Below are 21,576 nucleotides of genomic sequence, written 5' to 3'. Positions count from 1 at the left end.
TTTCTCAAACTTATCCATTGACTGTTGATTGAGAATAATGGCTGTATCAAAGTTACTGATGATTGGAGAGCTGACAGGCTCGTCACTCAGGATAACCGTAACGTTTGCAGTACCACCACGCATTTCCGGCCCATAAGAAGGCATCCATGATACTTCCTGATCCTGCATTATTCCTGAATAGGCAAGAATTTTTCCCATAGATAATACGCCTTGTCCTCCAAAACCGGCAATGATTATTTCTTCTGTCATAGTTCTTGATTTAATTATTTAACAATCAATTTGCCTTCATCTTTAATATCTCCGAGCGGATAAAAAGGAAACATGTTTTCTTCCATCCATTTGTTTGCCTGAACCGGCCTCATTTTCCAACCGGAATTGCAGTTGGAGACGATTTCGACAAAGGTGGTTCCTTTCTTTTCCTTTTGATATTGAAATGCTTTTGCAATAGCTTTTTTTGCTTTTCTAACGTTTGCGGGTGTATGAACAGACTGACGGGTTACAAAATAAGTTCCAGGAAGCTGTGCTACTAATTCGGTTATTTTCAGAGGATTACCCATTATGCTGGTATCACGGCCAAAAGGAGAAGTGGAGGATTTCATGCCGGGAAGTGTAGTAGGAGCCATCTGGCCGCCTGTCATCCCGTAAATCCCGTTATTGATGAAGATAAATGTGAAGTTCTCACCTCTGTTACATGCATGTATAGTTTCAGCTGTACCGATTGCAGCCAAATCTCCGTCTCCCTGATAGGTAAAGATAAATTTATCAGGCATCAAACGTTTGAGTGCTGTGGCTATTGACGGAGCACGACCGTGTGCAGCCTGCTGCATGTCAATATTCATAAATTCATAAGCAAGCACTGAACATCCGACAGGAGCAACCCCGATTGTTTCTGCCTGCGCATCCATTTCTTCAATAACTTCCATTATCAGACGATGCGTGGTTCCGTGTCCGCATCCCGGACAATAGGAAAGTGTTTTTTGTGTTAAAAGAGGTGTTCTTTTATAAACGAGATTTTCTTCTTTAATGATATCGTTTAATATACTTGTCTGACTCATAATTAACCTCCGATAATTTTTGTTTTAAGATTTTCAACAATCTCATTGGGTGTGGGGATGATCCCACCCATTCTGCCATAGTGTTCCACTTTAATCAGACATCCGACCGAAAGCAGAACATCTTCGATCATTTGTCCGGCATTCATTTCCACAACAAGAATACCTTTTGAATTTTCTGCAAGTTCCCTGATCTTCAGTTTAGGGAAAGGAAAGAGAGTGATTGGTCTGAGCAAACCAACCTTAATTCCCTGATTTCTGGCAATATCAATGGCTTTTTTACAGATACGGGCAACGGATCCAAATGCAACAAATAGATATTCAGCATCTTGTGTCTGATATTCCTCAAACCTGACTTCCTCTTCTTCCATTTTTTTGTATTTGGCCTGAAGTTTCTGGTTATGTATTTCCTGTTTTCCTGAATCAAGTTCAAGGGAGGTAATGATGTTTCTTTCCCTGTCGGGTGTTTTGCCAGTGGTTGCCCATGGATAACGTTTAACAATTTCTTCATGGGTCAGTCGGGGTTTATATTCGTCAAACCAGACTTTTTCCATCATTTGACCGATAATTCCGTCAGACAATATCATGACGGGATTGCGGTATTTAAAGGCAAGTTCAAAAGCAAGCCCAACAAAGTCAGCCATTTCCTGAACAGAAGCCGGTGCAAGTACCAACAATTTATAATCACCGTGGCCACCGCCTTTTACCGCCTGAAAATAGTCTGATTGTGAAGGTTGTATGGTGCCAAGACCTGGTCCGCCTCGGGTAACATTTAAAATGAGACAGGGAAGTTCAGCACCTGCCATATAGGAAATTCCTTCCTGTTTTAAACTGATACCCGGACTTGAGGAGGAAGTCATGACTTTCCGGCCTGCTGCTGCACCTCCATAGCACATATTGATAGCAGATACCTCACTTTCAGCCTGAAGAACTACCATTCCCGTAGTTTCATAAGGCTTTTGCGACATCAGGTATTCAAGGACTTCTGATTGGGGTGTAATAGGATACCCAAAATATGCATCTGCTCCCGCACGGATGGCGGCTTCTGCAAATGCTTCGTTGCCTTTCATTAATTTTAATTCTCTCATTTTCAGGTAATTTATAATGATACCTCAGTTTTTTTTCTGTAAACAGTGATGACGCCATCAGGACATACTATCGCACAGTTTGCACATCCTGTACAGGCATCTGGATTGGCCATATAGGCATAATGATACCCTTTGGAATTGACTTCCCTGACCATATCGATTACCTGTGTAGGACAAGCCGGAATACAAACTTCGCAACCTTTGCATCTTTCAATGTCAACTATGATTGCTCCTTTGACTTTTGCCATAATTGTATGTTATAAAAGTTTAAACACTTCAATTTGAATTAATAAGCTGATGCAAAAATGTAAAATTTATTTATTCTGCAAAAAAAAATTAGTTTTTTTTACCAACTGTTGGAATTATTAGGTTATTGACTGTTTTTCAAAGCAATAACTGAAATCTCTATACCGGCATTCATCGGAAGTGCACAAGCCTGAAGTATTTCTCTTGCCGGAGGTTTTTCTGTAAAATAGGTTGAATAAATCTGGTTTACGGTTAAAAATTGCCTGATATCTGTCAGAAATACACTTACTTTTACAACATCCTGAAAGCTGTAACCGGCAGCTTTCAATATTTCGCTCAGGTTATTGAAAACCTGATGGGTCTGCTGTTGTATGTCTCCTTCAATTAATTGTCCGGTTTCTGGATTAATGGCTATTTGTCCGGAGATAAAGAGAATATTTTCGAACTTTATTGCCTGACTATATGGGCCAATCGGACGTGGCGCTTTTTCTGTAAATATTACTGTTTTCATCTTTATTCCAATTTTATGCAAACTTAATTTAAAAATTTAAGGGGGAAGAATAAAATGAAAAAATTTTAAAAGTTCTGCATGCATCAAAAGAATTGAAGGCTCAATAAGTATCAGGGAAAGAACACTCTTCAAGAAATTAATGGATAAAGAGGAAATGAAAATTTGAAGAAAAGGGTATTGGCAAACGCTTATTGTTCTCCTGATCACTTTTCTCAAAATTTTGAAATTGTTTTTATGCCGGAATTTATATAATGAAACTAAATTGCAACAGAATACAAAAGGGCTAAACAATTTAAATTAAAAATAATGGTGCTTATTTTAAACAGGAATGATGTAATGTCAGTCCTTAAAATGAAGGATTGTATGCAGGCTGTCGAACAGGCATTCAGGGAATTGTCGGATGGCAATGCAGTAATGCCGGTCAGGACGGCCATCACACCACCTGACGGATTATCACTGTATATGCCGGCATACCTGAAAGAGTCTGAGGCACTGGCATGCAAGGTAGTCAGTGTGTTTAAGAACAATCCTGAGAAATTTAATCTTCCTACCACAATAGGGAAGGTGTTGTTACAGGATCCAAAAACAGGAGATGTGATCTGCATTATGGATGGCGGTTACCTGACAGCAGTGAGAACAGGGGCGGCAAGTGGTGTGGCTACCAAATATCTGGCAAGGGAACAAGACTATTATTCCGTTGCTGTTTTTGGAGCTGGTGTTCAGGCAAAGATGCAGTTCTGGGCGATGATTGAAGCCGTAAATGTGGCTGAAGCAAAAGTTTTTGATTTAAATGAAAAGATGGCAGAACTCTTTTGTTCTGAGATGAAAGAAAGGTTTGGCGTTAAAGTAAAAAAAGCTGCTTCATCTGATGAAATGCTGGAATGTGATATTATCTGCACGGCAACTTCCTCTTCCACTCCGTTGTTTGATGGAAATAAATTAAGGGAAGGAACACATATCAATGGAATTGGCAGCCATACGCCCAATGCAAGAGAGCTGGATTCGGCCACCATCAAAAGAGCAAAATTTATCGGAGATTCAAGGGAGGCTTGCTTTAAGGAAGCCGGTGATTTATTAATTCCCATTAATGAAAAGGTGATTGATGAGAATCACTTTTATGCTGAGTTAGGAGAAGTGATAACAGGTAAAAAGCCCGGGAGGGTTGATTCTAAGGAAATTACTTTATTTAAATCGAATGGATTAGCTATTCAGGATGCTGCCACAGCCAAACTGGTTTATTTAAAAGCACTTGAATTAAATTTAGGCCGGAATATTGAAATTTGATATTATGGTGAAGCGTGAAAGATTGTATGATGCATTTGGAGATTTGGTTTATGCCATTGCAAAAGTGGATGGCGCAGTTCAACCTGTTGAAATTGATACACTTAACAGGCTCTTGGCTGATTTTTCGGGGAAGTATGAGATTAATTACACATTTAATTACGATCTTGCCAAAGAAATATCAGTTGAAGATGCATATAATCATGCCATTGAAGTATGCAAGGAAAATGGCCCCGACCCGGAATATGCCGTTCTGCTTGAAATGATGGTAGAAGTTGCCAAAGCTTACATGGGCATTGTCCCCAGTGAAAGAGAACTCTTAGACAAATTTATTGATGACCTGAAAGAAAAGTTTATAAACGAAATATCCTGAAAATCAACCTGATTATTCAGCTTCTTTCGGATTATCATCTTCCGTTTCTGACTTCTTTTTAGAGCTTTTTTTAGCTTTTGTAGTTGCCTTTTTGGTTTCTTCTTCGATAAGCTTTTCTTTAAGTTCGGCCAGTATATCCTGTTCGCTTCCCAAGGTGCTCTTCTTTACACTTGCCCTTACTTTGCTGATAGCTTTTCTTGTTTTTTCAATCTGCTTTTTCTTTTCAGCTTTTTCGTCTTCTGCTTTTGCCTGTTGCTGTTCTTTCCATACAGAGACATGCGATAGGAATATCCTGCGGTTAGCCCTGTCGAATTCAGTTACTTTGAATTCCAGAGTGTCTTCAACATTAACTTTTGTGTTGTTCTCGGTCTGAAGTTGTTTGATGGGGCAGAAGCCTTCAATGCCATAAGGCAACGTAATGTAGGCTCCTTTATCATCAATTTTTTCAACCGTTCCTTCATGAACAGAATCAACACTGAAAATATCTTTGAAGGTTTCCCATGGATCTTCTTCAATTTGTTTATGTCCAAGGCTAAGCCTGCGGTTTTCTTCATCAATGTCAAGTATAACAACCTCGAGTGAATCACCTATTTTGGCAAATTCAAGCGGGTGATTGAACTTTTTGGTCCATGAAAGGTCGGAAATGTGTACCAGTCCGTCAATGCCTTCCTCGAGCTCAACGAAAAATCCGAAATTGGTTGCATTTTTAATGATGCCTGTGTGCTGTGAACCTTTAGTGTAGATTAAAGGAACTTTTTCCCATGGATCCGGAGTCAGTTGTTTGATGCCTAAGGATAATTTTCTTTCTTCCCTGTTGATCGTTAATACTTTAACCTCCACTTCATCATTGAGAGAAAGATAATCGGAAGGTGCTTTCAGGTGTTGCGACCATGTCATTTCGGAAACATGAACAAGTCCTTCGACACCGGGGTATATTTCAACAAAGGCACCATAGTCTTCAATATTGACGACTTTACCTTTGATGATGCTTCCTTCAATAATGTTTTCAGGTAGTGTTTCCCATGGATGCGGGGTAAGCTGTTTCATGCCCAGAGAAATTCTGTTTTTCTCTTCATCATAATCCAGAACCACCACATTGATGGTCTGTCCGATTTCGAGTATTTCGTTGGGATGATTAATTCTTCCCCATGAAACATCAGTAATATGAATAAGTCCGTCAACGCCTCCAAGGTCAACAAATACACCAAATGAAGTAAGGTTTTTGACAACGCCTTCCAGAACCTGTCCTTTTTCAAGTTTTGAAAGAATCTTATGGCGTTGTTCTTCAATGCCTTCTTCAATGATGGCTTTGTGAGAGACAACAATGTTACGGTAAACCGGATTGAGTTTAACTACTTTAAGCTCAATATGTTTTCCGACATAAGCATCGTAGTCCTGAACGGGTTTAATATCAAGCTGTGAACCAGGGAGAAATGCATCGAGTCCGAGTAAATCAACCACCATTCCACCTTTGGTTCTGTCTTTGATAAATCCTGTCATAATCTCATTGTTTTCATGTGCATGGACAATTTTATTCCATGCGCTTTCGGCTCTGGCTTTTTTATGGGAAAGGACAAGTTGCCCGTTTTTACCTTCGGTAGATTCAACGATTACGTCAAATTTATCGCCTGGTTTGATACTTTCAAGGTATTTAAACTCAGAAAGCGGAACCAGTCCGTCAGATTTATAGCCAATGTTCAAAACAACGTCTTTGTCAGTGATGTTGACTACGGTTGCTTCAACAAGTTGATGGTCTTCAATTTTATTGATTGATTTTGTGTACAGACTAAGAAGTTCTTTCTTTTCTTCTTCAGAAATCTGTTCCTCGGTTTCTTCCAGACTGACCCAGTCGAAAGTAGCGGCTTTCATTTCCTTGATGTCAACATCTTCTCCTTCTGCTTCTTCGTGAATGGGTTCTGTATCGGTTTCTCTTGGAATATAAATTTCGTCTTCCGGAATATCCTCAAGATTGACCATTTCTTCTGAAATATCCTCCTGATATTCTTCTGTAAATGAATCACTTTCAGGTTCTTCATCTGAATCAAATTCTTCCTCTTCAGTATCCTCCCCAATCAGGTCAGGTTCAGTTTCCTCAGATTCAGTATCAGTAATTTCCGGAGTTTCGGCTGGCTGTGGAACGTCTTGTTCCTGTGGGGTTTCAGTAATTTCCGGATTTTCGGGAGTAGTGTTTTCGTTTTGTGTTAATTCGTTTTTTTCTTGTTCATTTTTCTCGAGTTCTTGAATATTTTCTTCCATTATTTTTAATTTCCTCCTTTTCTCCTAACTTTTTTAGGAAGTGCAAATGTAGAACAAATTTTATGTTGGCAAAAAAAAATTTAAGTTTTCAAAACAAAGAATTGCAAACTGAATTACTTATAAAATCAGCATGACATCGCCATAGTCAAGAAAACGGTATTTTTCCTGAATGGCAATCTGATAAGCCTCCTGAATTAATTCCATCCCGCCAAAAGTGCATGTGGCAATATAGAAAGGCGATTGCGGATAATGAAAATTGGTAATTAATGAATTGGCAATTCTGAACTGATAGGGTGGGTAAAAGAATTTTTCGCTCCAGCCTTCTGTAGGTAATACTTCATCTTTTGTTGAAACCGAAGATTCCAGAGCCCTGAGGGTGGATGTTCCAACAGAACATATCCTTTTTCTTGCTCTTTTGACTTCGTTTATTGCTTTAGCGCTTTCGGGAGTGATAATGAAATTTTCCGATTCAATCCTGTGTTTTGATAAGTCTTCAACTTCGATTGGTTTAAAGGATGCCATTCCGATGTGTAGAGTAATGTCGGTGGTCAATATTCCTTTTATTTCAAACCATTTTAAAACTTCTTTGCTGAAATGAAGACCGGCTGCCGGAGCTGCTATCGAGCCTTTATATTTGGCAAAAATAGTCTGATAATCATATTCATCTTCAGGAACTGGTTCTCTCTTGATATATTTAGGTAAGGGTGTTGTTCCCATCCTGTACAAGACATAATGGAATTCTTCATAACTTCCGTCATAATAAAACCTGATGGTTCGGCCTTTACTGGTGGTATTGTCTATAACTTCTGCCACAAGCGTGGGGACATCTTCTTTTTCAAAAATAAGCTTATTTCCTATCCTTACTTTTCTGGCCGGATCAACTATAACATCCCAAAGCAGCAGATCTTTATTTAATTCCCGAAGTAAAAAAACTTCAATTTTGGCGCCTGTCTTTTCTTTTATACCATAAAGCCTTGCAGGAAATACTTTGGAGTTGTTAAAAACAAATATATCACCTTCATCAAAATACTCGACTATTTCTTTAAAAATCCTGTGTTCGATGGAGCCATCTTTTCTGTTGACAACCATTAAACGGGATTCATCCCTGTAGATAGCTGGTTTATCCGCAATTAAATTCTCAGGAAGATTGAATGAAAATTGTGATAATTTTGCCATTTCAATATTTTTTTTGAACTGCAAAGTTATAATAACATTTTAAAATCTGTTGCAGGAATATTAAAAATATTTACTGAATTTTTTCTGTTCAAAAGTCTAAAGATTGTGTGGTAATAGTCTGTTACACTGACAAAAGTAGAGTACATTTGTACTTTCATTAAGATGTGATGTAATAGGTAAAAATGCCACGATGGTCTCAAATAGTTGCCATTCTGAAAGAAAGTTTCTCATTTGCTATCAGCAATCTGAGAAATAATCTTTTAAGGACTTTGCTTTCCATGCTTGCCATTATTATCGGTATCTTTACGATAATTTCCATCTTGTCTTTTATAAGTTCCCTGAATAAAAACATCAGAAATTCAGTCAATCAACTTGGAGGCGACATTGTATATATCCAGAAATGGCCTTGGCTGTTTCAAAACGATTATCCATGGTGGAAATTTGTCAACAGGCCTGAAGTCTCATACAATGAATATCAGTTACTTGAGAAAAAGTCAGTTAGCAGCGAATCGGTGGCTATGGTGATGGGTATTTATGGTAAAACAATCGCTTCAGCCGACAATCAGGTCAAAAATATCTATATTGCAGCTGTAACTTTTAACTATCCTGTTATGTCGGAAATGAAAATACAGGAAGGGAGATTTTTTACTGAAAATGAAGTAATTACTGCATCTTCCAAAATAATTCTCGGTAGCAGGATTGCAGAGCTATTATTCCCTGATGAAAATCCGATTGGAAAAACGGTAAAACTCTTAAATAAAAAATATGTTGTCATTGGTGTGCTTGAGAAAAAGGGAGGAGGCTTAAGTTTTGATGATACTGATAATCTTGTTTTTATCCCCATTACCAATGCACGTCAGTTATTTGGTTCAAATACCAAAAATCTCGATGCAACAATAAAGGCAAAAAGTAAAGGAAATATTGAAATTGAGGATTTTGAAGATGAAATCAGGGGGATAATGCGTTCAATCCGAAGGCTGCAACCCTCAGATGAGGATAATTTTGCCTTGAACAGAGCAAGTTTTATCAGTGAAAAACTGAATGATATATTCAGAAGCCTGAGCCTGATGGGATGGATTATTGCAGCGTTCTCTATTTTGGTCGGAGGATTCGGGACCGCCAACATTATGTTTGTTTCTGTAAAAGAACGGACTTTTTTAATAGGAATTGAGAAAGCCCTGGGTGCTCCAAGATATTTTATTCTTGCTCAGTTTTTGGGAGAATCTGTTATTTTATGCCTGATTGGTGGTTTAATCGGGCTTTTACTGGTGATCATTTTAATTTTCATTGCCAATCAACTTCAGGACGATATTACGCTATTTCTTTCAGTCAACAATATATTAATAGGAATAGGCCTCTCTACTTTTATCGGAGTAGTGGCAGGTTTTATCCCCTCTTATCAGGCTTCTCATCTTGATCCAATTGAAGCCATCAGAAATACCTTTTAAAAAAGGCTTTTATTAAAAATACACTTAGTTGACTTATAAAAAAGACTGATTGTGTGAAAGTTATCAAACTGCCCGATAATCAGATGGTTCTTCCGGGGTACTGAAGCAATGCCTGTTCGAGGCAAATCATAGCCTTCTCAAGGTTTTCTTTTTTCAATACATAAGCAATTCTGACTTCATTTTTTCCACAACCTGGTGTTGCATAAAAACCCGGAGCAGGTGCCATCATTACGGTCTGTCCCTGATAATTAAATGATTCAAGCATCCACTGACAGAATTTTTCTGAATCATCAACCGGCAGCCTGACGATGGCATAAAAAGCTCCGCCCGGTTTTGGACATATAACACCTTCCATTTTATTTAAAGCCTCAACCATAAGATTTCTTCTGGAAGAGTATTCTTCAATAATATTTTCAAAATAAGCAGGAGGAACATCAATCGAAGCTTCAGCACCGGCCTGATCGAGAGTAGGAGGGCACAACCTGGCCTGCCCGAATTTCAGGACTGAGGCCATCAATTCCCTGTTTTTGGAAACAATAGCTCCCACACGGGCACCACATGCGCTGTATCTTTTTGATATAGAGTCAAATACAACAGCATGCTTTTCTAATCCCGGTAAGGTTAGGATCGAGGTATGATTTTGCCCATCATATACCATTTCACGATATACTTCATCGGCAAAAAGAAAAAGGTCATATTTTAGGGCGAGCTCTCTGAGTTGTTCAAGTTCCTCTTTTGAGTAAAGATAACCGGTAGGATTATTGGGATTGCAAATAAGTATGGCCTTTGTTTTGGGTGTGATCAACTTTTCAAATTCACTGATGGGGGGAAGTGCAAAACCATTTTCAATATAGGCAGTGATAGGTCTGATCTTAACACCAGCCATGATAGCAAAGGCATTGTAGTTGGTGTAGAATGGTTCAGGAATGATGACTTCATCTCCCGGATTCATACAGGCATAAAAGCCGAATAAAACGGCTTCACTTCCACCTGTAGTTATAAGAATATCGCTGTATTCTACATTGATCTGATAGCTTTTGTAATATTCAGCCAGTTTTCTTCTGTACGATTCGTTACCGGCAGAATGTGAATACTCCAGGACTTTATTTGAAAAATTTCTGACTGCAGTCCAATATTCTTCAGGGGTTTCAATATCCGGCTGTCCTATATTGAGATGATAAATTTTAATACCTCTTTTCTGAGCAGCTTCGCTGAAGGGAACGAGTTTCCTGATAGGGGAAGCCGGCATTTCTATCGCTTTCTTTGATAAATCAGGCATAATTTTGATTTTTACTGTTAAATTTTGCCAGCGAAGTTATTGAAATCGATTAAATAAAAACAAATAAAAAACCCGGACAACCTGAGAGCTGGTATCCGGGTGACGCTAAAAAACTAACCTAAATGAGTGTGATTTTTAATAAAGCCTGAATGAGAATTTCATGTTGTATATTTTTGCTTCGGTTACGTCCTCAAAAGGATAATTCAGCTCATTAAGTTTTTCAATCACATAGGTTTCAAGCTGAAGATTGGTTGAGTTGGACTGCAATACATTGATTCTTCCGTCTTTGTTGACCTCAAAGCTCACAAACACATCTCCTTCAAGTTTTTGCTCGGAAGCAAAAGTCGGATATTTGATTTTTTGTATGATGGTTTGTTTGAACTTCATTTCAGTGTTGGCTTCATTGCTTTTGTTTTTTTTGTCTTTTGCTTCAGTGTTTGATACGCTGACCAGCATGACTAAAAATGCAAGTAAAATTAACTTTTTCATCATTTTTTCTTTTAAGTTTTTTTGTTTTGTTTTTCTATTCAGACGGATGAAGTTTTTATATGTTACAGTTTAATGGAAAATTATTTTATTGAGTATAAAGTTTATGAAAACCAGTACTAAAAAAAAAGCCGCCCGAAGGCGGCTTTTTACAAGTATTTGGAGGTTTATTATTTATCCCACCAGATTTTATCGCTGATCAAAACGTTTTTCGGGCAATTCTTGTTAAAGCTCATTTCTTCCTGAGGATAAGGATACCTGTTGGGAATAGCTGTAGGAACAAACTGGTTCTTGACAAGTCCGATTTCATTGTTTGTTCTTCTCCAGTCGTTGTAAGCTTCGAGCTGGTAGAACAGGGCAATATATTTCTGAAGAACAATGGCTTTGTAGAGATTGGCACCGCTAAGGCCATCAATGACAGCATCAAATGCAGTTTTCCATGTAGGATTATTGACGCCCCAGTAATCCAGCGAAGCGGCTACAGCATCTTTCAATGAGCCTTTTGCATCATTTTCACGTCCGAGTTTATAGTCGCATTCAGCTTTGATGAACAACACTTCAGGATAAGACATCAGAATAACAGGTGCGTCCTGAGCAATGACTGCATCTCCCAGATTGGATGCACTTGCATTTCCTTCGCCAGGCCCTGAGCCTACATAATCACCACCAACCTGTGCTGCATAAACAGCAATTCTCGGATCATTGGTGGTTTTTAAAAGGTCAATAAAGAATTTACCCATTCTGATATCGCCTCTTTGTTCAACATACTGAGATAAAGGGTTAGCTCCAGTTGGGGTAGCATCAAATGGAATCTGAAAGGTGTTGGCATTGGAGGAAATAGCTTTGTCAATAAAGCCAAAAGCAGTAGTATATGCACTGTTTCCGTTCACTTCACTTAAATGGATGGCATATCTTGCTTTAAGGCCATAGGCTGCTTCTTTCCATAGGTCAACATCTCCATCATAAATAAGGTCGCCAACGACATCCACTTCATTTTCACTTTCCGGTTTTTCGAAGTCAGCAATGGCTTCATCCAGAAGAGTTTGAATAGTGGTATAGACGGCTTGCTGATTATCGAAGACAGGGGCAAGGTTATCAGCTCCCTGGAATGCTTCGGTATAAGGGATATCACCCCAGAGGTCTGTGGTCATACCTAAGGAAATAGCCATTAACACTTTACCTATTCCTCTGTTGTAGGGAGAATTTTTTGCATTGGCAAGTTCAATGAACTGTTTGATATCCATCATAGTAGAAGAATAATTGGAGTTCCAGAGGTTGTTGCAGTCGCCTGCCTTGAAATCATAGTTGTCATAAGCAGCAGCCTGACGGTCAATACCAGCGAGTTGCTGAATCCAAATGGCTGTGGGCATATTTACATCTGTTCCTCCGACAGTGGTGTAGCCGACATTTGCCATGATAGATGGTAATAGTGTGGCCATAGTTACCGTTGACGGAGCATCAGGGTTAATGTTGATGTCGGGATCGATCCACTTATTACAGGAAGTGGAAAGGAAACCTGCAATCATCAACAAGGCTAAAAATCTGATATTTCGTTTCATTTTCATTCTCTTTAAAAGTTTAACCATAATTAACTGTTAAAAACCTGCTTTTAAACCGAATCCCCAGCTCTTGGTACCAGGCATGTTGAAATAATCCATACCCTGAGCATTTGAAGCACCAAGCAGGTTGGTTTCAGGATCAATTCCTTTATAATCGGTGAACAGCAGGAGATTTCTTCCATAGAAGTAAAGGGTGAGGTCTCTAACGAAGGTTTTGTCGAGGATTTTCGGAGCAAACTGATAACCGAAGTAAAGATCTCTTAAACGAACCCAGCCTGAATTTTCGATGAAATCAATGGTTGGGCCGGTAAATCCACTTCCTTCTCCATAGAAATACCAGTTAATGTCTTTAACCACCTTGATGTCATTTGTTTCACCGGTTGAAACCAGGTTACCGTTGACATCCCACTGAGCTTTTACACCTTCAAATACAAATTCATCTTCAGGATTACGGGTTTCAGTGTCTTTATGTGTTCCAAAATAGTAGAGGGCACCTCTTGTACCATTCCACATCAGGCCACCTTTCTTAATGTCCCAGAGGAAGCTTAATGTAAAGCCTTTATAGGTGAAACTGTTGGTGATACCCATAGTCCAATCAGGGTCAACTTTTCCAATGGATTTCATGGAGGAATAATCACCGATAGGGAATCCATAAGTTGGGCTGGTGGTATCGGCATCAATCAGCACATTTCCTAAGGAATCTCTTAACCAGTCGTAGCCATAAATGCTTCTGTAGGGTTCACCGGCAACTGCCCTGATCTGTGGGTCAACAAAGCCACCAAGGAAAAGATTATCAACTCCTTCGGCAAGCTTTTCAACTACGTTATTGATTTTGGAGAAGTTAACCTGAATATCCCACTGGAAATCTTTTTTGATAGGTGTAACATAACCTACAATTTCAATACCTTTTGAACTCATTTCAGCAGCATTCTGGTAGAAACTGGCAAATCCTGTTGAATTTGCAATGGTAACAGGCAGCAGTAAGTTTGTACCGTAGTTGTTGAAGTAAGAAATGTCGAGTCCGAGTCTGTTTTTGACAAATTTCAGGTCGGCACCGACTTCCCAGGTTCTTGTTTTTTCAGGTACAAGAGTGGAGTTGCCCATTCCGTCACTCAGGGTGAAGCCTGTGTAACCCATAAACGGGAAAATAATTCCATTCGTCCATCCGTCACCTGCGGCTGCCTGAACATAAGGTGTAACAGTGTTGTAAGCAGTTGCATCAAGAGCAACAATGGCATAAGATGCTCTGATTTTACCAAATGGAAGAATGTTTTCAATTGATTTGAGTGCATCGAGTTCGGTGAATACAAAACCGGCACTAAATGAAGGATAGAAGAACGAATTGTTATCGGCAGGAAGTGTGGTTGACCAGTCATTTCTGCCTGTAATATTCAGGAATAAGAAGCTCTTGTAAGCAAAACCAAGGTCTCCGAAAATGGCTGCCCTGCGTACCAGGTATGTGCTTTCAAAGCTGGTAATGTTTGAAGAGTTATTAAGATTGTAATACTTTGGCAAATCCAGTCCGTCAGCTGTTGTACTTAACTGATAGCTGTAAAGCTGCGACATGTTATGTCCCAAAGTGAAATTCATTTCCAGGTCGTTGGCCAGTTTTTTCCTGAAGTTAATCAAAAGATCGGAGTTGTAATCTCTTGACAGGAACTGTGAAACGGTTACACGTCCTGCAGGAAATGCTCTTGAATTGATGGCAAAATAATCCTTCCATCTCTGGTTGTAAAAATCAGCACCAAGTCTGTAGGTAATGGTAATCCAGTCGCTGATCAGATAATCCAGTTGGAAATGACCAATCATACGGTCAACATTATCAGTATATTTATTGTTGTTAGCTGTCCAGTATGGATTGTCATAACCTCCACCCAGGCGGTAAGTCCTTTGAGTGCCGTCAGGGAACTCGTAACCGGCAGCATTATCAAATGTCGGAGGAGTTCTCAATAAACCAAGCATCACACCAGAAACATTAGATCCCTGTTGGATTCTGTCGCCTCTGTTGGTCAGATATTGAGTACTCCCGCTGACTTTAAAGTGGTCGTTGATTTTTGTTTCACCTGTCATTTTAAAGGTGTTTTTCTTGAATTTATTGTTGGGGATCACACCTTTCTGAGTCATGTCTGAAAATGAAAGGTAATAGGTGGAAACATCACTTCCTCCGGCAATGTTGACTGAATTATTGAAAGTATTACCCTGCTCAAAGAAATCGTAGTGGTTATAGGTTTTGATTTTGCCGAGGGCAGGATCGGCTAAAGGATTATGTTGTCCGACTATAGCACCATCCACGTCAAAATCAGGATTCAACCATACACTTGGGTCTTTTGAATAGGCACAGGTGTCGAGTAGCGGACCCCATGAAGCTGAGTTGCCTGACATCCATTTTCCATTTCTTCCCTGTCCGTATTTGGTCTGGAGTTCAGGAAGCTTGTTGACTTTTTCAAAAGAAATTGAGGAGTTCCATGAAACTGAAACTTTTTTTCCAGTTGATGAACCACCTTTTTTGGTAGTAATGATAATGGCACCATTTGCAGCTCTTAAACCATAAAGTGCAACGGCAGCACCACCCTTTAATACTGCAATGGAAGCAATGTCATCAGGGTTGATGTCAATTCCTCTGTTAGAAAGAGCAACACCGTCAACATCACCTACCCCGCCACCATTGTCAATGGGAACACCATCAATAACGATCAGAGGTTGGTTGTTCCCGGTGATGGAGGCAGCACCACGAATGGTCATATAAGCTGAGCTACCAGCTGCACCGGAAGAATTAACTACCTGAAGACCGGCAACCCTACCATTAAGGGAGTTGATAAAGTTTGGGGTTTGTGCTTTTTCAAGAACTTCATTGCCAATGTTCTGGACAGAATACCCCAAAGCTTTGGCTTCCCTTGAAATACCAATGGCTGTTACCACCACTTCATCAATCTTCAGAATGTCCTCTTCCATGGCAATGCTGATATTGTAATTGCTTCCAATTGCAACTTCAACAGTTTTTCTACCGATGAAAGAAAACACCAAAGTGTTGGACTTTTCAGGAACTGTAATCTGATATTCTCCTTTAACATCTGTTACCGTTCCGATTGTAGTCCCTTTTACCAGTACTGTTACACCAGGGAGTGCTGAGTTGTCTTCAGCAGCAGTAACCTTACCGGTAATTACCCGTTTCTGGGCATTAACAGCAAGCACTCCGAAAAGACACAAGAGTGCAAGCAAAATTGTAAATTTCCTCATAGGCTTACGTTTTTAGGTTATTAAAATTGTTTAATAAAAATTATAATTTCTGAACAGAAATTCAACCCAAAATTAAAAACGAAATACACCCGTGAAATTTCAAAACTCATATCACTTAGGTTATTTTTTAGCGACACAATTATACAAAGAAAATTATTCATACGTACTAATTTTAAAAAAAAATTTTTAATCTGTTAAAATGCAAATTGAGGAAAATTTATTTTTTTAAAATGAATTGAAAATCAATATTTTGTGGAATTAATAAATTATACTTATTTTTTTATAAGATTTTTAAAAGGGATTAAAAGTGATATACATGGCGTAAAAACAACGAACTTTGTAGTCAATTTTTTTAATCAATTCCTGATTGGATGGGAATAGTCAGAAAAGAAAGTATCAGAAGTACCTTATTTTCCTATATTGGGATTGCAATTGGATTCATCAGCCAGACGTTTATCTTTACTAACCTTTTACCAGCTGCAATAGTTGGATTGATCAGGGTTTTACAATCTTTTGCCGGTATCGTTTCTGAACTTTCCCAGCTTAGCATTCAAACAGCAACAGGAAGATTTTTCCCATATTTCAGAAATAAGGAAAAAGGACATCATGGTTTTTTGATGATGGCTATCCTGATAACTTCAACGGGATTTGTCGTAGTTTTTATCTTACTCATGATTTTTAGGCCTTTCATTGTTCAATGGTATAATGAGCAGTCTCCACTATTTTCTCAAAAGTTTTTGTATGCATTCCCCATTGCCATTGCTTTGGTTTATATCACTGTATTTGAAGCATACCTGCGGATGCTTTATAAAATCATTTTTTCTACAATCGTTAAGGAGATTTATATCAGGCTTTTTGCACTCGGGGCCGTGTTGCTGTACTATTTTAAAGTGGTCAGCATCAATCAGTTTTTATTGATTTTTTCCGGTACTTATGCGCTTGCAGCCGTGATGATGCTCTTTTATTTGAAAATTATTGGTGAACTCTATCTGAAACCCGATTTTTCTTTTTTAACAAAACCCTTGCTTAAGCAGATAAAGAATTATGTTTCTTTTACTTACGTGACGCTGTTGGTCCACCGGGCTATTCTTGAAGTAGATAAAGTGTTTGTTGCTGCCATGAGTGGACTGGGTGCTGCAGGTATTTATTCTGTTACCTCACTGATGGCAAGCGTAATTTCTATGCCTGTTAATGCGATTAACAGCATTAGCGGAACTTTTTTCAGCGAATCGTTTAAGAAGAACGACACTGAAAAAATCAGAGAAGTTTATCACAAAGCTTCATTAAATCAGTTTATCGCTGCCTCATTTCTCTTTTTAGTGATTTGGTATAATGCTGATAGCTTTTTATCGTATATGCCGGAAGAATATAGCAAAGGCAAAATTATTATTTTATTAATAGGTATAACCAAATTGATCGATGCCATTTGTATAAACAGCAGTTCAATAATTTTACTTTCGAATTATTATTCGTTCATGATGTTTAGCAGTAGCCTGACACTGGTGTTTCTTATCACATCCAATATTATACTGATAAAGGTTTTGGGAATAAAGGGAGCTGCTGTTTCTATTCTGCTATCTGTATTACTTCACAATTTCCTGAAAGTCGGATATATCTGGTTAAAGCTCAAAATCCATCCGTTTAACCTGAATTTATTTAAGGCTACTGGTGTTTTCTTGTTTACATTTGGTTTGTTTTCCCTGCTCCCTTCCATTTCAGTAGTCTGGGTCGATATTATTTTTAAAACTATATCAGTATCAGTAGTATTTCTGTCTTTGACCATATTGTTAAATGTTTCAGAAGATATTGACCTTCTTCTGAAAGACAGCTATAAACGATTAAAAACATTCATTTTAAACAAATTTAACAGGAGATGAAACAAAATATCATCGGATTAATTTGGAACTCGCTCACTAAGTCAAAGGTATTGAAAAACAGCATTTACCCCATAAAAATGCTATTAAGTGAAGAAATCAGGAAAAGGGACACTCTCAGGAAATATAATAATATTCAGCCAACAGGCTTACCTTTTATTGATATCAGAGAATTAATCCCTCAGGCTGAGGAGACGATAGAAAGCTATACCTATCTGGATGAAACAAGCAGGATTACAGATATAGCAGTCATCAAAAGTTTGTGCCGGCAATATCCTGACTGTCATTATCTTGAAATAGGTAGCTGGCGGGGAGAAAGCCTTTTTAATGCCTCGCAGGTGGCTAAAACATGTGTTTCAGTCAGTTTGCCGGATGATGAAGTCAGACGAATATGGGGTGAGCGTGCTGCGAAAGTTACCCGGATGTTTACCCGCAATATTCCCAACATCATACATGTGGAAGCAGACTCTCAAACATTTGATTATGATACACTTGGGCTAAAATTTGATGTCATTTTCATTGACGGGGACCATAGCTACCAGGGTGTTTTGAATGATACAAGGAAAGTTCTTTCCTTGTTAAGGGATGAGGACTCTGTCATTCTGTGGCACGACTGTGGAAAAAGCTATGAAAAAACCAATTGGGAAGTGCTTTCCGCTATATTGGATGCCATACCTGAGCAAGAACACAAATATATTTACCGCATTACCAATTCATTGCATGCCATTTATACGAAAAAAGCACTCAAAGCTGATTTTCTTGAATCACCACAATATCCTGAGAAAGTTTTTAGTGTTAAACTGAAGATAAATCCTTTTAATTTAGCTTAATTTGTAAAAGAAATTAATGCTTAAAATCTTATTATTTCAATTGATTTAATTAAAAATATGATCCAAGTAACAAAGACATTCCTGCCCGATTTTGATAAATATATCAGTGTCCTGAAAAGGGCATGGGATAAAGCGTGGATTACCAACAACGGAGAACTGGTGCAGGAACTGGAGCAAAAATTAAAAGACTTTCTTGGAGTGAAGAACCTGATTTATACAGCAAACGGAACTTTACCCCTGATGATGGCCATCAAAGCCCTGAAGCTGAAAGGAGAAATAATCACTACACCATTTTCCTATGTCGCTACCCTGAATGCCATACTTTGGGAGGGATGTAAACCTGTCTTTGCAGATATAGATAGAAATACTTTTTGTGCTGATCCTCAGGATATTGAAAGAAAAATTACCGCTAATACCGTAGCGATTCTGATTACCCATGTATATGGCTATCCATGTGATGTGGATGCCATTGAAAAAATTGCTCAGAAATACAACCTGAAAGTCATTTATGATGCTGCTCATGCTTTCGGTTGTGAAATAAATGGCAAATCACTACTATCTTTTGGCGACATTTCGACCTGTAGTTTTCATGCAACCAAAATTTTTCATACGGTAGAAGGCGGGTGCATTTGCACAGAAAATGATGAGCTGGCGGAGATACTTACCCATTACAGGCAGTTCGGACATTATTACGACCAATATTTCAGCATGGGTATTAATGCAAAAAACAGCGAGTTTCATGCTGCAATGGGCTTATGTAATTTACCGGAGACTGAAAATATTATCAACAGCAGAAAGGCAATTTCAGAAAAGTATCATGAACATTTACGAGACTTGCCGCTACAATATCCATCTGTCCCGGAAAAACTGAAATATAACTATGCATATTTCCCGGTTGTTTTTCCGAATGAAAATCAGTTGCTTCAGACCATGAAATCATTGGCAGAAGAACAAATCTTTTGCAGACGCTACTTTTATCCATCCCTTAATACCTTGCCATTCATTGATTATCAGGCGTGTCCGGTTTCAGAGGATATTGCAGGGAGGGTGTTGTGTCTGCCGTTATACTATGACTTAGATGATAATATTGTTGAAACTGTAACATTAAACATTAAAAAGTTTGCAAAATGTTAATTATTGGTGCCAAAGGATTTGCGAAGGAGTTATTTGAGGTAATATATACAAATAACCCGAACGAATATATTTGTTTTTATGATGATGTGAATCCAGATGTACCGGAAATACTATATAAGAATTACAGGGTATTGAAAAATATGGAAGAAGCAGCGGAGGAATTCAGGAAAGATAACAGGTTTTGTCTTGGAGTCGGGAATCCTGAAATACGAAAATTACTTGCTGAAAAATTTGAATCAATTGGAGGAGAATTAGTTACTCATATTTCGAAACATGCCAATGTCGGACATTTTGGTGTTACTTTTAAACCTGGTGTTGTCGTATGCGGAGGAGTTAATATAACAAATGATATTTTTTTTGGGAAGGGCTGCCTCATTAATTTAAATTGCACAATCGGACATGATTCGATACTGGAAGATTATGTTGAGTTGTGCCCTGGTGTCCATGTTTCAGGTAATGTTAAAATAGGAGCAAATACATTTGTAGGCACTGGTGTCGTCATTTTACCGGGTATCACAATTGGTTCAGATGTCAGGATTGGGGCAGGAGCTGTGGTTACAACCAATTTACCTGATCATGTAACGGCAATTGGAATCCCTGCAAAAATTAAGTCGTAACCATGTTTCTTCATATTTCTCATGACGATAAATTTATTGATTCATTTATTAATCGGCAAAGAAAAAATTTCAATCAGGTAGAGAATATTTATTTGATTTATAATGACAGTCAAAACCTTCGGTTTGTCAAATCTGAAAATGTTTATGTGTTCAGCTTATATTCGAGAGAATTTTGGGAATTTATCAAGTCTTTGAAATTCAGTAGGATATATATACACTATTTCAATTCCCGATTGGCTGATTTTGTTTTATCTCTTCCTGAAAATATAGAAATATTCTGGGTTTTTTGGGGTTCTGATGGCTTTAATTTACCAATGCTATTAAAAAGGAATTTTGATGAATATTCATTAAAATATTGCCTGAAAAATCATCCTTACTTGCTTTTAAAATATGATTTAACGCATTTTATGTTAACCTATCATTGGAAAAATCGGGTGAAAAAGCATTTACAGGCAATTCAAAAGGTTGATTATTTTTGTCATTATTCAGAAGAAGATTATGAAATAATCAAGGAAGTGACGGGATTTAATGCAAAGTGGCTGGAATTTAATTATGGCAGTTTAGATGATTTTACGAGAAAAGAAGACAAGCTTGTTTTGTTAACAGATTATCAAAAAGACATTATTTGGCTTGGAAATTCAGCTGATGAGTCAAATAATCATATTTCTGCATTATTTGAGATTAAAAGGCGAGGGATAGAATTTTCATCCATTATGTGTCCCTTATCTTATGCTGGACATAAAGACTATGCAAAATTTGTAATAAAAAAAGGTAGGGAGTTGTTTGCAGAACGTTTCATCCCATTAACTGAATTTATGCCAAAAGAAGAATATGACGAACTGCTTAAAAGATGTAAGTGTTTTATTTTCAATCATAAACGTTCACAGGCATATACCAATATTGCCTATCTGTTATTTTCAGGAGGCGATATTATCATGCATTCTGAAAGTTCACTGACCCGATATTTAAGGAGTAATGGAATTTCCCTGAAAACCATTGATGAAGAGGACTGGAGTTACGATAAAAATCAAAAAATCAATAATTCAGAAGCTATCGAAAAACTGCTGAATGAAACAATAGTCGTGCAACGCTATAAAAACTTATTTTGAATAAAATTGAAACTTTTTTT

At 38.1% G+C, this 21,576-nt stretch carries 19 protein-coding genes; 8 read left to right on the top strand and 11 right to left on the bottom strand.

Features of this window, described 5'->3' with window-relative positions:
- From GX437_09860 to GX437_09840, 5 genes are all read right to left on the bottom strand, one after another.
- Positions 1-249 (bottom strand): 2-oxoglutarate ferredoxin oxidoreductase subunit gamma (locus tag GX437_09860; GenBank protein ID NLJ07962.1); only part of this gene is annotated, 249 nt, incomplete at its 3' end.
- Between the two features lie 14 nt (positions 250-263).
- Positions 264-1,055 carry a 2-oxoglutarate oxidoreductase gene (locus GX437_09855; GenBank protein ID NLJ07961.1) on the bottom strand — a complete coding sequence of 264 codons (792 nt, stop codon included), beginning with the start codon at positions 1,053-1,055 and terminating at the stop codon, positions 264-266.
- A gap of 2 nt (positions 1,056-1,057) precedes the next feature.
- On the bottom strand, positions 1,058-2,122 hold the full coding sequence (locus tag GX437_09850; GenBank protein ID NLJ07960.1) for a 3-methyl-2-oxobutanoate dehydrogenase subunit VorB: 1,065 nt from the start codon (positions 2,120-2,122) through the stop codon (positions 1,058-1,060).
- 29 nt (positions 2,123-2,151) lie between these two features.
- The gene (locus GX437_09845; GenBank protein ID NLJ07959.1) at positions 2,152-2,388 is read right to left on the bottom strand and encodes a 4Fe-4S binding protein; all 237 of its coding nucleotides are present in this window, start codon (positions 2,386-2,388) and stop codon (positions 2,152-2,154) included.
- A gap of 122 nt (positions 2,389-2,510) precedes the next feature.
- The gene (locus GX437_09840; protein NLJ07958.1) at positions 2,511-2,897 is read right to left on the bottom strand and encodes a RidA family protein; all 387 of its coding nucleotides are present in this window, start codon (positions 2,895-2,897) and stop codon (positions 2,511-2,513) included.
- Between the two features lie 336 nt (positions 2,898-3,233).
- On the opposite strand from GX437_09840, the gene GX437_09835 reads away from it, so the two are divergent.
- On the top strand, positions 3,234-4,181 hold the full coding sequence (locus GX437_09835; protein ID NLJ07957.1) for an ornithine cyclodeaminase family protein: 948 nt from the start codon (positions 3,234-3,236) through the stop codon (positions 4,179-4,181).
- A gap of 4 nt (positions 4,182-4,185) precedes the next feature.
- Complete coding sequence (locus GX437_09830) at positions 4,186-4,551, top strand: TerB family tellurite resistance protein (protein ID NLJ07956.1); 366 nt, start codon at positions 4,186-4,188, stop codon at positions 4,549-4,551.
- Positions 4,552-4,563: 12 nt separating this feature from the next.
- On the opposite strand, the gene rpsA is transcribed toward GX437_09830, so the two are convergent.
- Together rpsA and queA are read right to left on the bottom strand one after the other, a co-directional pair.
- Complete coding sequence (gene rpsA / locus GX437_09825) at positions 4,564-6,528, bottom strand: 30S ribosomal protein S1 (GenBank protein NLJ07955.1); 1,965 nt, start codon at positions 6,526-6,528, stop codon at positions 4,564-4,566.
- Between the two features lie 396 nt (positions 6,529-6,924).
- The gene (gene queA, locus GX437_09820; protein NLJ07954.1) at positions 6,925-7,983 is read right to left on the bottom strand and encodes a tRNA preQ1(34) S-adenosylmethionine ribosyltransferase-isomerase QueA; all 1,059 of its coding nucleotides are present in this window, start codon (positions 7,981-7,983) and stop codon (positions 6,925-6,927) included.
- A 182-nt stretch (positions 7,984-8,165) separates the two neighbouring features.
- Here queA and GX437_09815 point away from each other — a divergent pair, with 182 nt between their 5' ends.
- Positions 8,166-9,431 carry an FtsX-like permease family protein gene (locus tag GX437_09815; GenBank protein NLJ07953.1) on the top strand — a complete coding sequence of 422 codons (1,266 nt, stop codon included), beginning with the start codon at positions 8,166-8,168 and terminating at the stop codon, positions 9,429-9,431.
- A gap of 79 nt (positions 9,432-9,510) precedes the next feature.
- Here GX437_09815 and GX437_09810 read toward each other — a convergent pair whose 3' ends face one another.
- The 4 genes from GX437_09810 to GX437_09795 all read right to left on the bottom strand — a co-directional run bounded on the left by GX437_09810 (position 9,511) and on the right by GX437_09795 (position 15,992).
- Positions 9,511-10,710 (bottom strand): pyridoxal phosphate-dependent aminotransferase, encoded by a 1,200-nt coding sequence (locus GX437_09810; GenBank protein NLJ07952.1) that lies wholly within the window; start codon positions 10,708-10,710, stop codon positions 9,511-9,513.
- 135 nt (positions 10,711-10,845) lie between these two features.
- Positions 10,846-11,202 (bottom strand): hypothetical protein, encoded by a 357-nt coding sequence (locus GX437_09805; GenBank protein NLJ07951.1) that lies wholly within the window; start codon positions 11,200-11,202, stop codon positions 10,846-10,848.
- Positions 11,203-11,366: 164 nt separating this feature from the next.
- Positions 11,367-12,755: a SusD/RagB family nutrient-binding outer membrane lipoprotein gene (locus GX437_09800; GenBank protein NLJ07950.1), complete on the bottom strand. Its 1,389-nt coding sequence runs from the start codon at positions 12,753-12,755 to the stop codon at positions 11,367-11,369.
- Between the two features lie 36 nt (positions 12,756-12,791).
- Complete coding sequence (locus GX437_09795) at positions 12,792-15,992, bottom strand: SusC/RagA family TonB-linked outer membrane protein (GenBank protein ID NLJ07949.1); 3,201 nt, start codon at positions 15,990-15,992, stop codon at positions 12,792-12,794.
- Positions 15,993-16,363: 371 nt separating this feature from the next.
- Between GX437_09795 and GX437_09790 the strand changes: the two genes are divergently transcribed.
- From GX437_09790 to GX437_09770, 5 genes are all read left to right on the top strand, one after another.
- Positions 16,364-17,869, top strand: coding sequence for a lipopolysaccharide biosynthesis protein (locus GX437_09790; GenBank protein ID NLJ07948.1), 1,506 nt, complete (start codon positions 16,364-16,366; stop codon positions 17,867-17,869).
- Positions 17,866-18,696 (top strand): class I SAM-dependent methyltransferase, encoded by an 831-nt coding sequence (locus GX437_09785; protein ID NLJ07947.1) that lies wholly within the window; start codon positions 17,866-17,868, stop codon positions 18,694-18,696. The genes GX437_09790 and GX437_09785 overlap by 4 nt, the downstream gene beginning before the upstream one ends.
- Before the next feature lie 57 nt (positions 18,697-18,753).
- Positions 18,754-19,830, top strand: a complete 1,077-nt coding sequence (locus tag GX437_09780; GenBank protein NLJ07946.1) for a DegT/DnrJ/EryC1/StrS family aminotransferase — start codon at positions 18,754-18,756, stop codon at positions 19,828-19,830.
- On the top strand, positions 19,824-20,447 hold the full coding sequence (locus GX437_09775; GenBank protein NLJ07945.1) for an acetyltransferase: 624 nt from the start codon (positions 19,824-19,826) through the stop codon (positions 20,445-20,447). Before GX437_09780 ends, GX437_09775 begins: the two co-directional genes overlap by 7 nt.
- Positions 20,448-20,680: 233 nt before the next feature.
- Positions 20,681-21,556 (top strand): TDP-N-acetylfucosamine:lipid II N-acetylfucosaminyltransferase, encoded by an 876-nt coding sequence (locus tag GX437_09770; protein NLJ07944.1) that lies wholly within the window; start codon positions 20,681-20,683, stop codon positions 21,554-21,556.
- Positions 21,557-21,576: the final 20 nt, after the last annotated feature.

This window comes from Sphingobacteriales bacterium (genome assembly GCA_012517435.1).
Classification (GTDB): Bacteria; Bacteroidota; Bacteroidia; order CAILMK01; family JAAYUY01; genus JAAYUY01.
This window is presented reverse-complemented; position numbering and strand designations above follow the sequence as displayed.